This window comes from Alkalimonas amylolytica, assembly GCF_900107845.1.
In the GTDB taxonomy this organism is placed as follows: domain Bacteria; phylum Pseudomonadota; class Gammaproteobacteria; order Enterobacterales; family Alteromonadaceae; genus Alkalimonas; species Alkalimonas amylolytica.
Window position 1 is genome coordinate 125,678 of record NZ_FNRM01000005.1, and the last position, 15,627, is coordinate 141,304.

Genomic DNA, 15,627 nt, shown 5'->3' on the forward strand with positions numbered 1-15,627 from the left:
ACAATATGAATACGTATTCATAGCGCCACTTCTGCACAAAAGTGGGGCTGATTTTTGTGCGATTGACCCCATATGGTGCACTTGTTGAATTTTTAGCCGTTGATTTGGTTGGTTTTTTGCCTGTTTAGTCATGAAGCATAGCTGGAAGTTGGTGTTTTAGCTGGTTTTTTGCCTACTCAGCACTGCATACGTATGCAATGCATTCCTTTCCGCAGCAGCCCTGTTTATGCTTGGCTCAGTAATTTTTTTTGATAAAGCCAGCCATGCGTGTTGGCTGCCAGCAAGCTGCTTTCCGGCAACAGGTGCACTATGGAATTACAACAACGTTTGGCCGAACTGGCCGGGGTTCAGGATCATTACATCAATGCCCACGGCCAACCCGAGACCATTCCGCAACAAGTGATTGCCGGGGTGTTGCTGGCGATGGGCTATGACTTAAGTAGCGAAAAAAGCATCGCTGCCCATATTCAGCAGCTGGAAGCTGAGCACTGGCGTCATTATCTGCAGCCGGTGACGGTGGTGCAGCAGCATCAGCCTTTGCAGGTTCGGTTGCAGCAACCCAAGCAAAGCGCTCAAAGTCATTGGCGTTGGCAGGTGGATACCGAGCATGGTCAGCAATTGCAGGGCGAACTGGAGCTGCATCAGGGCGATATCGTGGAGCAAGCCGACCTGGCGGATGGTGTCTGGCTGGCATTTCACTTGCTTATTCCGGCCGAATTGGAAACCGGTTATCACCAGCTTACATTAACTGCCGGTCAAAACCAGTTGACGCAGCGTCTCATCATCACGCCGTCGCGCTGTTTTCAGCTGCAGGATAAAGCGGTGTTTCGAAAAACCGCCGGCCCGGCCATTCAGTTGTACGCGCTGAATACCGAACACAACTGGGGCATTGGTGACTTTGGCGACTTAATCCGCTTGGCGCCTCAATTTGCTGCCGCAGGTTGCGACTTTATTGGTTTAAACCCACTGCATGCGCTTTATCCGGCCCTGCCTCAGGATTGCAGCCCGTACAGCCCGAACAGCCGTTTGTGGCTGAACAGCCTTTATGCCGATTTAACGCTGGAGCCGGAGTATCAGGCTACCGCCGTGCAGCAAGCAGTACAAAGCGTTGATTTTAAACAGCAGTTGCAGCAGTGCCGCCAGGCCGCCGATGTAGATTACGCCACGGTCAGCCGGCTGAAGCAGCGTATTACCGGTTTGATGTTTGCCCATTTTCAGCAGCAGGAACTGCAAGCCGCAACCCCCAGGGCCAAAGCCTTTCAGCGTTTTGTCGAAGACGGTGGCGATAGCCTGTACCAGCTGGTGGTGTACAAGGTGCTGCAGCAGCAGATGTTTGCCAAAGACTGGCAGATGGCCAGTTGGCAGCAATTTCCGTCCGAGTTTCAGTGGCCGCATAGCCCAGCGGTGCAGCAGTTTGCCGTGCAGCATCAGGACGCGATTCAGCAGCAGCTGTATGCGCAGTGGCTGGCCTATTGTCAGTTGGCCGCAGCTCAGCAGTCTTGCCTGCAAGCCGGTATGGCCATTGGTTTGTACCGCGACCTGGCGGTGGGCACCAACCGCAGCAGTGCCGAGACCTGGGCCGAGCCGGAAAACTACTTTCTCAAGCTGAGTGTCGGCGCACCGGCCGATATCATGGCGCCCAAAGGCCAGGACTGGGGCTTGCCGCCCTACAATCCGGCGGCACTAAAAACCAAAGCTTATCAGCCCTTTATTGATTTACTGCAGGCCAATATGCAGCATGCCGGTGCTCTGCGCATCGATCATGTGATGGCCTTGTTGCGATTGTGGTGTACGCCGGTGGGTAAAAGTGCCACTGAGGGGGCTTATGTGCGTTTTCCGGCCGATGATTTGTTCGCAATCCTGGCATTGGAAAGCCAGCGCAACCACTGCGTGGTGATCGGAGAGGATTTGGGCACAGTGCCAGCGGAAATCAGCCGTTTGCTGGAGCAATACCAGGTACTGTCGTACCGGGTATTTTTGCTGGAACAAAAAGACAGCAGTTACCAGCACAGCGACGCCACCTACCCAGAGCGCTCGATGGCGACGGTCACCACCCACGATATGCCAACCATGGTGGGCTACTGGCAGGAACACGATTTAGCACTGCGCCACCGGCTGGACTTGTACCCCAGTGCTGAGGTTGCTGGGCAGCTGCATCAGTTGCGCGAGCAAGAAAAGCAGATCCTGCGCCGGCAGTTTGATTTGCCCGAGGGTGACTATGCGGCCCTGATCCGCCACAGCCATCGCTTTGTCGCGGCTACGCCGGCTAAACTAATGGCCTTTCAGTTGGAAGACCTGGTACTGGTGGATACGCCGGTCAATGTACCAGGCACCAGTACCGAGTACCCGAACTGGCAGCGGCGCTTACCCGAGCCGGCTGAGCAATTACTAAAGCGCGCCGATGTGCAGCAGTTGTTGGCAGAGATCAAAGCTGCCCGGGGAAATTAATGCCGGGCAAGGGGTGCAATGGTGTCCAGGCGATGTTGCTCAAGTTGCTGTAGGTTATAGCGATAGCAATCCAGGCTACTGGAATGATTCAGCACTTTACCTACTGGGTTGTATAACCAATGATACCAGCGTAACTCCGGAAGCTGGCTTTCTCCAAGGCAGGCTAAAAGCTGGGTGGCATAATCATTAGCGGTAGCTTGCGGTAACAACAAAGGCATTACAAACCGCATTCTCAGTTGCTCATACCAGTTATCCCCCCAATGATTGAACGGTGAAGCCATAGCCTCTTTCACTAGACTGCTACGCAAAAACCATTCGCCGGCAATGGCGTTTCTCAGGCTTAATTCATCAACACTGAAGGGTTCATGCCAGGCTGAAGGAGCTAAGGCGACTTGCTGCTCCGGTTCTAACTGCGCTAACAGCATCTGGCTGAAAAAAAAATGCCTTTGCAAAGCCGCGCGGCTGATCGAAATCCCCAGCAAATGGTTGTTATGGCGAATAACCAGGCGCCAAAACTGCAGATCCTGTTGCAGTAACTGCCGTGCGGCTGTGGCATCATCGGCCTGAAGTTGTAACCAAATATGCAGCAAGTACAGACGGTGAGCGCTCGCTAACGATTGGTATGAAGGAATTTGTGAGTGGTGTCTAAGCGGGGGTTCTTGCCAGTAGCGAAACTGTAGCAGATGTTGGTAAAAGCCCAGCAATGCTTGGTGCTCTTCAATCAGAGTGTATACATCTGGGCTGGCTGCCGAAAGTTCGACATAGCAATCTTTACGGTCGCATGCTGCAAACAAGGCCCTTAGTTTATCCGATACTGGCAGCAATGCTTGGGTATTGTGCCGCAAGAAATAGGAATAACCATTGATGTTATCAGCAACTGGTGCGTTCATCTGAAAAGTGCTTTGCAGTAAGTGCGCATTGGCCGAGGGTGCTTCGTCCTGCCAGTTGATTGCCAGCAGCAGCACATAAAAGCTAACTACCAGCAGCAAGGTGCCGAGTGTCAGCCATAACAAAGCTTTGGTCAGTTTCTGCAGTAACAGCATTTATTAATTTTGAATGCACTTTTAGATCAGATATTTAACAGCCTACGGCTTTTAGTAAGGGAGCGCAAATAAAAAAAACCAGCCGCATCAGGGCTGGTTTTTTATTATTTATTGGCAGTGATCTAGTCGGCTGAGCGTGGCTCGGCGTTTTTGACAAATTCATCCAGCCAATTCACGGTTTCCCATAGCATATGCAGCACCGATTCGCGGGCGCGGTAGCCGTGCGACTCCAGCGGTAGCATCACCAGCCGGGTGGTGCCACCATTGCCTTTGATGGCCTGGTACAAACGCTCACTCTGCATCGGGAAGGTGCCGGAGTTGTTGTCTTCGGCGCCATGGATCAGCAGCAGCGGTGTTTTGATGTTGTGGGCATGGAAGAACGGTGACATGCGGATGTAGAGATCGGTATCGTCCCACAGGGTGCGCTGTTCGCGCTGAAAGCCAAAAGGCGTCAGACTGCGGTTGTAAGCACCACTGCGGGCAATGCCGGCGCGGAACAGGTCGGAATGCGCCAGCACATTGGCGGTCATAAAGGCACCGTACGAGTGGCCGCCAAGGGCGACCCGCTCCGGATCCGTGACGCCACGGCTCACGCCGGCTTCAATCGCTGCTTTGGAGTTCATCACCAGCTGTTCGATAAAGCTGTCGTTCGGCTCTTTATCGCCTTCACCGACGATCGGCATGGTGGCGCTGTCCAGTACCGCATAGCCCTGGGTGGCCAGAAATTGCGGGTTCCAGTAGCTGATGCGGTTAAACCGATAGGGTGAACCACTGACCTGGCCGGCAGCGGCGCTGCTGCGAAACTCGCGCGGGTAAGCCCAGATAATGGTGGGCAGTGGGCCATCGCGTTCTTTATCGTATCCGGCCGGCAGCAGCAAGGTGGCAGACATCGGCACGCCATCTTCGCGCTGATAGTGGATCATTTCCCGGCTGATACCAAGCGTATGTGGCATGGGGTGCGGCGTTTGGGTGACTGCGGTCAATGCACCGCTTTGCAAGTCACGCAGATAAAAGTCCGGTGGTGTATCCATGCTTTCACGCTGGGTCAGCAAACGGCCATCGGCGCGCAGGGTGATGGGGTATTCGTAGTAAGGCGCTTCCGAGCGCCACAGCCGTTCGGTCTCACCGCTTTGCAGCTGCATGCGATCAATAAAAGGGCGATCACCCTCATCGGAAGCACCGGCACCGGTTAACAAAATGGCGCCATCATCCAGTCGCAGTACCCGGTTGCCATTGGCATCCTGGCGGGTCAGTGGTGTGCCTGGATCGCCGTAGCGGTCTTCGTAGGAGCGTTCCCACAGCAGCTTCGGTTCGGCGTCGGTCAGCAACCAGAGTTTTTCCTGCCGATCTTGCCACCAACGCTCCCACACCAGGCTGGTGCCATCTTCGGCACTGAGCAAACTGGCAAAACGGTACTGCATGTCCAGCAAAGGGGTGGGTTCGGCGCTAAAAGGTGCTGCCAGTTGCAGCAATTGATCGCGCGCCTCGGCCGGTTGGCGCGGGTCGCCACCGTCCTGGGCTTTGGCCCACACCAGGGTGGCGGGCTGATCGCTGCGCCATTGGATGGCGCGGCGACTATCGACTACGGCATCAAAAGCAATCGGCAGATTGTCGGCCAGTGGCTGTTGCTCCACGGTGTACAGCAGCTCACCACGGCGGTTCAGTACTTCGGTGGTACGGGCAAAGCGGAACATCGGTACTGCATAGGAATAAGGCTCGGTTAAGCGGGTGGTGAGCAGGTGCTGGTTGTCCGGCGCCAGTGAAAAACCTAAGTAAGGTTTGGCGTCGGTAATCACCTGAATGCGGTTGTTCAGACCGACCCTTACCAGCTGGCTAGCCATGTAGTGATTAAACAGCGCTTCATCGTGGCTGTTTTGCAGCAAATCCTGGTAGGTGCGGGCCGGTGCGGTGCGGCCACGCACTTCGGTCACCACCGGGCCTGCCGGCACGGCTGGCTCAGCGCCGCGCTTGGGATCGACAGCCAGCAGATACACCGCCTGGCTATCGGCGGCCCATTGCAGCTCACCACCGCGGATGGCATTTACGTTGACCTTTGACCAGCGCTCAGCGTGGCCGCGTTCCACATCGACCCGCCACAACGCGGTGTGATCCTGCTCCAGTTGCAGCAGGGCCAGGTAGCGACTGTCCGGCGACCAGCTGGCTGATAGCACCCGCAGATTGCGCGGCAGGCCACGGATTGATTTGTTTTGCTGGTTAGCCAGCTCAATCAGCTGCACACCGGATAAATAGCGCGGCTGCGATGGGCCCTGATTACGTGGATTAAAACGCATGCCAGCCAGCCGGTACTCCGGCTCGGCCAAGTCGGCCAGTGACGGCAAAGCCGGGCGTTCCAGCGACAACAACCAGCGGCCATCCGGGCTTAGGCTGGCAGCCGGTGGTGGTGGCGCATCCACAATGGCGGTGATTTCCGCGGCAGGCTCCATATAGCCAATATCAACGGCTTCCGCCCAAACGGGGTGGCTAAGGCTAATCAGCAGCCCCAGCAGAAAGAGAGAGAGTGTTTTCATCAGGCGCCCTTGAGCATTTTCATCCCTTTTTGTAACAAAAAAAAACAGCCATAGCGAGCCTGAGACGTTGATTGGTGTGGAATTCAGGATAAAGTGAAGCGAGCTGACTGCACAAACAGTAAACAACTGTGTCTTACGTTAAGTTATTGTTCATTTTTGACTTGTTAGGATGCAGTTGTTTCCAACCAAACCAATAATGAAAAATGCCGGCAAAAAGCGCCGGCATTTTTTTATCGATTGGGAAGCTTTACCAGATTTTCACCCGTACAGCTTCCTCACGGTACATGCCATCGCCTGGTTGCACATCAAAAGCCTGGTAAAATTCCGGCATATTGGACAGTGGCCCCAGTACCCGGTATTTGCCCGGTGAGTGTGGCCCGGTGATCACTTGCTGGCGCAAGGATTCATCGCGGAACTTGATGCGCCAGATCTGGCCCCAACCGATAAAGAAACGCTGCGAGCCGGTAAAACCATCAATCTCTGGTGCTGGCTGGCCTTGCAACGAGTTCTGATAGGCACGATAGGCCACGGTTAAGCCGCCTAAATCGGCGATGTTTTCACCCAAACCCAATGCGCCCTGCAGGTGCAGGTCGTCAATGGGATTAAAGGCATTGAACTGCTCGATCATCAGTTGGGCCCGCTCACGGAACTGCCGCTCGTCTTCTTCGGTCCACCAGTCGCGCAGGTTGCCCTCGCCATCGGAGCGGCGACCCTGATCATCAAAACCATGGGTGATTTCATGGCCAATCACAGCGCCAATAGCGCCGTAGTTCAGCGCATCGTCGGCATTCACATCAAAGAATGGCGGCTGCAAAATGGCGGCCGGGAACACGATTTCATTCATGGTAGAGCTGTAATAGGCATTGACGGTTTGCGGTGTCATGCCCCACTCATCCCGATCCACCGGCTGGCCTAAACGACCAATCATGCGCTCGTATTCGCACTCGGCACTGCGCCGGGCATTGCCCATCAAATCATTAGCAGCGATGGTGAGACAGTCGTAGTCGCGCCAGACATCCGGGTAACCGATTTTGGTGTTAAAACTGGCCAGCTTGGCCTGAGCTTCTACCTTGGTGGCATCGCTCATCCATTCCAGTTCATCAATGGCCTGGCTAAAGGCGACCATAAAGTTTTTCACCAGCTCATCCATCCGTGCCTTGGCTTCTGGCTGGAAATGGCGCTCGACATACTTTTTACCGACCAAAAAGCCCAGCATCCGCTCGGTGGCCTGGACCGCCCGCTTTTCCCGGCTGCGCTGCTCTTGCTGGCCACTCAGGGTGCGGCCATAGAAGTCAAAACTGGCTTCATCAAAAGCGGCTGGCAACATGGAAGCGCTGCTACGCAGCAGGTGGAAACGCAGATAGGTTTGCCAGTCGGCCAACGGAATTTGTTGCTGCAGCGCGGCAAAATCGGTGAAGAAGCTGGGCTGGCGGATCACCAACGCATCGATGTCACCCAGCTGGGCGGCATTCAGCAGCGCGGCCCAGTCAAAGCCGGGTGCACTTGCCGCCAGTTCCGCCGGCGTCATTTTGTTGTACGTGGCATTGCGATCGCGGTTCTGGATGCGGCTCCACTGGGCTTTGGCCAGTTGCCGTTCAATCGCAACGATGGTTTCAGCAGCTTGCTCACCGTGCTGCCAGCCAGCCAGTTGCCAGAAGCGCTGGATCAGGTTTTGGTATTCCTGAAGAAGTTGCAGCGAACGCTCGTCATCTTTCAGGTAATAGTCACGATCGGGCAGGCCCAGGCCGGACTGGCTGGCAGCGCTGATGTACTGATCGGACTGACGCTGATCCTGGCTGACAAAAAGTGCTACCGGCACACCGGTACGAATGCTTTGCCACTCACCCCACAGAGTGGCCAGCTCAGCATGGTTTTGTAGCGCATCAATGCGGGCCAGGTCTTGTTGCAGTGGGGTCAGGCCAAGTGCTTCGATGGTATCGGTATCCAGAAAAGAGCGGAACATATCGGCTATTTTCTGCGCATCGCTGTCTTTGGCATGCTGCTCTGCCGCCAGCTCATGGATAATGGCCAGCACATGCTGCTCGGAGACTTCCCGCAGTTCATCAAAACTGCCCCAGCGGGCGCGGTCGGCTGGAATTTCAGTGCGCTCCAGCCACTTACCGTTGACGTAACGGAAGAAATTTTGCTGTGGCGCCACACTGGTATCCATATTGTGCAGCTCGATGCCAGAGCTAAGCACACTCTGCTGTTGATGCTGCTGATTGTTGCTGACAGGGGCTTCGCCGCTGCAGCCGGTTAAAGCAAGACTAACAGCCAGTGCCACTGAGCTGATAAGAGATTTGGTCATAACACCTTTCCTGTGGTTGTGTTGGATCGTATTGTCGTTGTTTTACGTTCGATGTTTACTGTGTGCCGCCTGATCACGATCAGTGCTTGCTAAGCCACAGTGTATAAAGTTCAGCCGCTATGTAAAGCCGGACGCGCTCTGTGCCTTACCATGAGCGGTTAATCGCAGTGTTTAGGCGCTCGGTAGGCGTAAAAAGCTTGTGCTTGGCTGTTTTTTTCGTCAGGATCATCGCTCTTTCTCAACAGACTTACGGAGTCATTGCATGGAAACGGTTTGGTTGTCGTTATCGGGAGTCCCCTATTTTCTGTTGTATTTTGCGCTGGCAGCCGCGTTGCTGCTCTGCTTTGCCCGTATTTACAGCTGGGTTACGCCGCATCACGAATTTGATTTGATCCGCGCCAATAACAGCGCAGCTGCAGTTGCCTTTGGTGGCGCTCTGATAGGTTTTTCCATTCCGCTGGCCAGTGCCATTACCCACTCCATGTCATTGATCGACTGCGCCATTTGGGGCGGGGTAGCGCTGGTGGTTCAGGTACTGACTTTCTTCGTGGTGAAGCTGACCTTAAAGCAACTGCCGGCCCGTATTCAGCAAGGCGAACTGGCCGCTGGTATTTTCTCTGCTGCCTGTTCCATTGCGGTGGGTATGCTCAATTCTGCCAGCATGAGTTATTGAATCGAACCGCCCGGAGGAGTCTCGTATGAAACGCAGTAAAAAAGCCGCGCTGGTCTTGATGGCGCCTGCTGCCACTCTGCTGTTGGCAGGGTGTGGCGAACAGCAACAGGAAGTGCATGTTTTTCATAATGCGGAAGAATGTGCCGCTTTTTATCATCCACCGGCCGAGTGCCAGGCTGAATTTGAACGGGCCGAAGCGCTGCATACCCAGGTGGCGCCACGCTATCAGGACCAATTTGAATGCGAAGCGGATTTTGGTGCCGGTCAGTGTGAAGTGGCGCCGGAGCGCCATCAGAGTGGTAGTTTCTTTATGCCGATGATGATGGGCTATATGGCTGGCCAGATGCTGAACCGTGGCAACCTGGCCGGTGGTCAGGCACAGCCGCAGCAGCAAAGCGCTGCCAGCAACCGCTCAGCCGTGCCAACCCAGCCGCTGTACAAATCGCGTGATGATCGCTCTACTTTCCGCACCGCGACCAATCAGGCGGTGGCCAGCCAGCCGGGTGTGGCCCGGGTAAGGCCTTCGGCGGTGCAGCCGCAGCGGGCGCAACTGGTACGCCGGGGTGGCTTTGGCCAACAAGCGGCGGTGCGTCAGCAAGCCGCCAGGCAGCAGGCCAACCGTCAGCGCAGTTACGGCAGTTAAAATGAAACGAGTTAAGAGTACACCGCGCCCTGGCTGGCAGGCTTACGCCGAAAGTCTGGGCTTTAAGTTTCATACCATCGATGGTGAACCCTACTGGGATGAAAGCGCCTACTATCAATTCAGCCTGCGCCAGATTGAACAGGACCTGGAAGATGTGACCGAAGAGCTGCATGCGATGGCGCTGGATCTGGTGCCGGATATTCTGGCCAATGAGCAAAAGCTGGATCAGTTGGCTATTCCGGCCGAGTACCGTGATGCGCTGGCTGGATCCTGGCAGCGCGGCGATCCGCACCTTTATGGCCGGATGGATTTGGTGTACGACGGCAATGGCCCGGCCAAATTGCTGGAGTTGAACTACGATACCCCGACCTCCTTGTACGAAACCGGTTTTTTTCAGTGGGTCTGGTTGGAAGATCAATTGATGCGCGGCGAGCTGCCAGCTGGTGCCGATCAGTTCAATTCGTTGCAGGATAAACTGGAGCAGGCCTTTGCCAATTTAGTGCTGCCGCAACCCTTCCACTTTACCAGTGTGCGCGAAAGCATCGAAGACAAAGGCACGGTCGATTACCTGCTGGATATTGCCACCCAGAGCGGTGTCGATGGCCGCTACCTTGCACTGGAAGACATCGGCAGCCTGGACGGCCAATACTACGACCTGCAGGGCGAGCCGATTACCGGTTTGTTTAAGCTCTACCCCTGGGAATTTATGCTGGAAGAAGCCTTTGCTGAGCAGGTAAAAACCTCCGAGACGCTCTGGCTGGAGCCGCTGTGGAAACTGCTGCTCTCCAACAAAGGCATTTTGCCGCTGCTGTGGCAAAAACATCCGGGCCACCCCAACCTGCTGGAAAGTCATTTTGATACTGGCAAGGCTTTGGAGAAAGGCTGGTTGCGCAAGCCACTGTTTTCCCGCGAAGGGGCCAATATCGAGCTGGTGACCGCCGATGGCAAGCGTTTCAGCGAGCCAGGCCCCTATCAGGACGCGCCCTTTATCCGGCAAAAACTTCAACCCCTACCCACCTTTGACGGCAACTACACCTTAATTGGCAGCTGGGTGGTTGGCGACAGCGCCGCCGGTATCGGTATCCGCGAAGACAACAGCCTGATCACCAAAGACAGCTCACGCTTTTTGCCGCATATTATTTTGGATTGATGGTTTAGCTCTGCAGCAAGCCCATCAAGCACAAAGCCAGCGTTACGTTGGCTTTGTGCTTGATGGGGCAGAACAGGTTGACCGGTACTAGGGTGCATGTGAATATTTGTTGATTATTTATCCTGATTTTTCGTATAATTATTCTTCTCTGATTCATCCGGCTGTCATGATGCTTTCATACAGTGGTGTTGCATCAGCCCGGGTGTTTAACCGATGAAGGATTTTGCCAAGGTGCGTACTACTGAACTTGTTTCTGGCTTTCGCCAGTCTGCCCCTTATGTCAATGCTCACCGTGGCAAAACCTTTGTGGTGATGCTGGGGGGCGAAGCCATTGCTCAGCCTGGTTTTCGCAGCATTATCAATGACATTGCCCTACTGAATAGTCTGGGCATCAAAATTGTGCTGGTGTATGGTGCCAGGCCGCAAATCAACCAGGCGCTGCAGCATGCCGGGCTGGATGCCAGTTACCACAAGCGGGTGCGGATCACCGATGACGATACCTTTCAGCTGATTAAACAGGTAGCCGGCGCTTTGCAGCTGGATATTACCGCCCGGCTGTCGATGAGTTTAAGCAATACGCCGATGCAAGGCGCGCAAATCAACGTGGTGAGTGGCAACTTTGTCATTGCCCAACCACTTGGGGTGGATGAAGGCATCGATTATTGCCACAGTGGCCGGGTGCGTCGGATTGATGTGCAGGGCATACGGCGTCAGCTTGATAGCAACGGCATGGTGCTGATGGGGCCCATCGCGGCTTCCGTTACCGGCGAGAGCTTTAACCTGACGGCAGAAGAAATAGCTACCCAGGTCGCCATTAAATTAAAAGCCGATAAAATGATAGGTTTCAGCGCTGATGGCGGCATTATATCCGATGATGGCGACATTATCCCTGAACTCCTACCCAATGATGCCGAGCAGGTCATGCAGCGCTTAGAGCTGCAGGACTGTTGCTGCGCTGCCAGCCTGGCCTTCTTGCATGCGGCCATCAGTGCTTGTCGGGCCGGGGTGCCGCGCTGTCATCTCATCAGCCATAATGCCGATGGTGCCTTGCTGCAGGAGCTATTCTCCCGTGATGGGATTGGTACTCAGATGGTGAATGAGTCGGCCGAGAAACTGCGCCCGGCTACCATTGCCGATATTGGCGGTATTCTGGACCTGATCCGGCCGTTGGAGCAGCAAGGCCTGTTGGTACGGCGCTCGCGCGAGCAGCTCGAGATGGAAATTGACTACTTTGTGCTGATTGAAAAAGAAGGCTTAGTGATCGGCTGCGCGGCTTTGTATCCTTTTGCCGATGAGCAGGTGGGTGAGTTTGCCTGTGTGGCCGTGCATCCGGATTACCGCGATGCCGATCGCGGCAGTGTCTTGCTGAAATACGTGATCCAGCAGGCCAAACAGCGGCGTTATCATACCCTGTTTGCGCTGACCACCCGCAGCATCCACTGGTTTTTGGAGCACGGCTTTGAGCTGGCGACGGTGGAGGATTTACCGGCGCAAAAACAGCAGCTGTACAATTATCAGCGTAAATCCAAGGTGTTGGCGTTGTCACTGGCCTAGCGCTTGCTATCCTTAACCAAGAACGAGTTAAGGAGAGCAAAGTGCGCTTATTGAAATGGTTGTTGTTGCTTGGCCTGGTGCTGGCTTTGATTCTGATGTGGCCGCGCAGTGAGATCCCGGCCAGTTTTTTTGAACCCCACCCAGTGCTGGCGGTACCGCCAGAGCGTGCTGGCGAGCTGTTGCAAGTCGATGACTTTATTGGCCGCACGCCACGGCCATTGGATACCTACTCGTACCCTATCCCGCTTGGTGAGGTGGGCCCATCGACGCCACTTTTTTCCGGCCCCAAGCAATACCCTTTCTACTGCGCCTGGCATCAGATGGGCATCGAGCCGCCACTGGTCGATAATGACCAGGGCTATGGCGTTGCCATTTATACCGATGATGGCGTTTTGCCGGGGTATAGCAAGGACTGCTTGCACCCCAGTCGTCTGCTCTGGTACCGGCTCAGCCAGGACGGGACTGTAGCGGCTTATCAGGGCGGGGCGCTGGCCGATGATGAGCTGTTGCTAAGGGCTGAGCTTGGCACCATTCAGCGCTATTTTTACCTGCTGGTGATGCCGGTGCGGGCCGATGAGTTCCCGCTGCGTACTGGTCAAAGCCAGTGGAATGAGAAGCTGATCTATCAGTTCCATGGTGGGGTTGGCATCGGCTTTCGTCAGGGCGAGCTGCGCATTGAGCGTTTGCTGCGCAATCGAGCCAGCCAGTTGCGGCAGGGCTATGCCGTGGTCAGCAGCAGCGCCAACCGTACCAGTCACAGCTACCACTTTTTGCGGGCCGAAGAAGTGGCACGCCAGGTAAAGCAGCACTTTATCAGCCTCTATGGTGAGCCGGAAATGACCATTGGCATTGGTGGCTCCGGTGGCGGCATTGCGCAGTATCTGCTGGCGCAAAATGCTCCCGGCTTGCTGGATGCGGCCATCGCTCAGTACAGCTACCCGGATATGCTGAGTCAGGTACTCTATGCACTGGATTGCGATTTGCTGCACAACTACTACTACTTTACTGCCGACGATAAAAGTTTCTGGCAAGACTGGCAGCACCGTCAATGGATTGAAGGGCTGAGTACAGTGCCGGATCAGCAGGTGCGCTACCAGCGGGAAATCAGTGCCATCCAACTGCTGTCTGGCATCAAGCCAACGCCGATGGACGGTGCGACCCAGTGCATCAATGCCTGGTTCGGGCTGTCGTCGATGGTGCATAACCCGCATCAGGGCCGGTTGCGGCCTTTTGTCAGTGCCAAACTGCTGCAAAGCACGCACTGGAGTTACTGGGAAGATCTGGTGGATATCTATGGCCGCGATCAGCACGGCTTTGCTCATAGCCTGTGGGACAATGTGGGTGTGCCTTACGGTTTGCAGGCACTTCGGACCGGCCAGCTCAGCCCGCAGCAGTTTATTGAGCTGAATGCCCGTATTGGCAGTTGGTTGCCACAGCACCAGATGCAGCCCGAGCGGGCGCGCTTTCTGCCCGTATGGGATACACCAATTTGGCTCAGTGCCTTTGGCCGCCACAATATGGCACCGCTTAAGATGAGCGAGGCTGGCATCAAGGTAGCGCCCCGTTATCGAGCCAACCGCGATGCGGTAGAGCGGGCCTACCGCTATGGCCAACTGTTTGTTGGTGAGCTGTCGATCCCAGTGCTGGATTTACGCCATTATCTGGACCCGGTGCTGGATATGCATCATTTGCAGCCATCCTTTATGGCGCGCGAACGGCTGGCGAAACGTGGCAATGACCAGTGGCAGCGCATCTGGGTCAGCCACCCGGATTACACACCGGAAAGCGAGGCCTTTGCTGCGGTCGTTGCCTGGGTGCGTGATGGTGAGGCGCCGGCGGCAGCTTCGGACCGTTGTTTTGCAGCCGATGGCCAGGTGATTGCCAGTGGCGATGACGTCTGGCAGCAGGATGGTCTCTGCCGCCAGACCTATCCGGTACTGAGCAACAGCCGGCAACAGGCCGGCGCGCCCAGCCATGGTCTGCTGCTGCAATGCGCACTGATGCCAATCGAGCAGGCGTTGGCGCGTGGTGACTTCGGTGCTGTCGATATGACGCCCTGGTTGAATGAACTTGACCAGCTATTTCCGGATGGCATCTGCGACTACCAGCAACCGGATCTGGCCTATCCGCTGGATTGGCGCTACGAAGAGGACTGAGCAGCCGCTTCGGCAGCGGACAGCAGCACCAGATCGTCGCGGTGAATCACCTCCTCGCGTGGGCAATAACCGAGGGTGGCGGCGATGTGCTGACTGTGCAGGCCTTTAATCCGGCTGAGCTCTGATGCCGGATACTGGCAAATGCCCTTGGCAAAGGGGGAGCCGCTGCTATCGCACAGCAGCACGGCATCGCCTTTATCAAACTGACCGCTGACAGCACTTACGCCTTTGGCCAGCAAAGAAGCGCCCTGTTGCTGCAGCGCTTTCACGGCGCCCGGGTCCAGCTGGATCTGACCCTGACTTTTTAAACCATGCAGCAGCCAGTGCTTTTTGGCGCTGAGACGTTCTTGCTGGCGATGAAATAAAGTGCCGGCAGCTTTGCCTTCCAGCAGGGTTTCGAATACCGCCGCCTTTTGGCCATTGACGATCAGGGTATCAATGCCCTGCTGCGCCGCTTTTTGCGCCGCCTGCAGTTTGGTCACCATGCCGCCGGTACCCACATTGTGGTGACTGCCACCGGCCATGGCGAAAATCTCTGGCGTGATGCGCTCGACCTCGGCAATAAATTGAGCCTGTGGGTTGCTGCGAGGGTTGGCGCTGTATAAGCCATCGATATCCGAGCAAATGATCAGCACATCAGCATCCACCGCAGTGGCCACCAGTGCGGCCAGGTTGTCGTTATCGCCTAGTTTTAGTTCGGCGGTGGCGACACTGTCGTTTTCATTGATGATGGGCAGCACCTGATGATCCAACAGGGTGCGCAGGGTGTTTTCAATATTCAGGTAGCGGCGGCGGTTGTGAAAATCATCGTGCGTCAGCAGCAACTGGCCACAGTGGCAATCGAGCAGGTTTTGCCACAGCTGCATCATCTGGTACTGGCCAACCGAAGCCATGGCCTGCTTGACCGGAATGGGCAGTGGCTGATGCGAAAAGGCAATGGCACTGCGCCCTGCGGCGACACTGCCGGAGGACACCAGTACCACTTCAATGCCACGCGAGCGGCACTCGCTGATAAAACGGGCCAGCGTCAGTAAATAGCGGGTAGAACAACCTTTTCTTTCTGGCGCGATTAAGGCACTGCCCACTTTTAACACCAAACGACGCCAACCATGACCCAGCATACT

General features: G+C 55.6%; 10 protein-coding genes. 6 read left to right on the forward strand and 4 right to left on the reverse strand.

The annotated features are described in order from the left end of the window. The first annotated feature begins 309 nt into the window (after positions 1–309). Complete coding sequence (gene malQ / locus BLW37_RS11035) at positions 310–2,448, forward strand: 4-alpha-glucanotransferase (protein WP_091342855.1); 2,139 nt, start codon at positions 310–312, stop codon at positions 2,446–2,448. Here the strand turns inward: malQ and BLW37_RS11040 are convergent. The 3 genes from BLW37_RS11040 to BLW37_RS11050 all read right to left on the reverse strand — a co-directional run bounded on the left by BLW37_RS11040 (position 2,445) and on the right by BLW37_RS11050 (position 8,327). Next, positions 2,445–3,491 carry a hypothetical protein gene (locus BLW37_RS11040; protein WP_091342857.1) on the reverse strand — a complete coding sequence of 349 codons (1,047 nt, stop codon included), beginning with the start codon at positions 3,489–3,491 and terminating at the stop codon, positions 2,445–2,447. The two genes, malQ and BLW37_RS11040, sit on opposite strands and share 4 nt — an antisense overlap. Positions 3,492–3,613: 122 nt before the next feature. Then, entirely contained in the window at positions 3,614–6,019 is a 2,406-nt protein-coding gene (locus BLW37_RS11045) for an alpha/beta hydrolase family protein (protein WP_091342859.1), read from the reverse strand. A 247-nt stretch (positions 6,020–6,266) separates the two neighbouring features. Beyond that, the gene (locus BLW37_RS11050) at positions 6,267–8,327 is read right to left on the reverse strand and encodes a M13 family metallopeptidase (RefSeq protein ID WP_091342861.1); all 2,061 of its coding nucleotides are present in this window, start codon (positions 8,325–8,327) and stop codon (positions 6,267–6,269) included. A 262-nt stretch (positions 8,328–8,589) separates the two neighbouring features. On the opposite strand from BLW37_RS11050, the gene BLW37_RS11055 reads away from it, so the two are divergent. From BLW37_RS11055 to BLW37_RS11075, 5 genes are all read left to right on the forward strand, one after another. Further along, entirely contained in the window at positions 8,590–9,000 is a 411-nt protein-coding gene (locus BLW37_RS11055) for a DUF350 domain-containing protein (RefSeq protein WP_091342863.1), read from the forward strand. A gap of 25 nt (positions 9,001–9,025) precedes the next feature. Then, a complete protein-coding gene (locus BLW37_RS11060) occupies positions 9,026–9,643 on the forward strand; it encodes a DUF1190 domain-containing protein (RefSeq protein ID WP_091342865.1) in 618 nt (205 codons plus the stop codon). A 1-nt stretch (position 9,644) separates the two neighbouring features. Beyond that, complete coding sequence (locus tag BLW37_RS11065) at positions 9,645–10,793, forward strand: glutathionylspermidine synthase family protein (RefSeq protein WP_091342866.1); 1,149 nt, start codon at positions 9,645–9,647, stop codon at positions 10,791–10,793. Positions 10,794–11,024: 231 nt separating this feature from the next. Next, on the forward strand, positions 11,025–12,347 hold the full coding sequence (gene argA, locus BLW37_RS11070) for an amino-acid N-acetyltransferase (protein ID WP_091343149.1): 1,323 nt from the start codon (positions 11,025–11,027) through the stop codon (positions 12,345–12,347). A gap of 41 nt (positions 12,348–12,388) precedes the next feature. After that, a complete protein-coding gene (locus BLW37_RS11075; protein WP_091342868.1) occupies positions 12,389–14,503 on the forward strand; it encodes a DUF6351 family protein in 2,115 nt (704 codons plus the stop codon). On the opposite strand, the gene proB is transcribed toward BLW37_RS11075, so the two are convergent. After that, positions 14,488–15,624, reverse strand: a complete 1,137-nt coding sequence (gene proB / locus BLW37_RS11080; protein ID WP_091342870.1) for a glutamate 5-kinase — start codon at positions 15,622–15,624, stop codon at positions 14,488–14,490. The two genes, BLW37_RS11075 and proB, sit on opposite strands and share 16 nt — an antisense overlap. Positions 15,625–15,627: the final 3 nt, after the last annotated feature.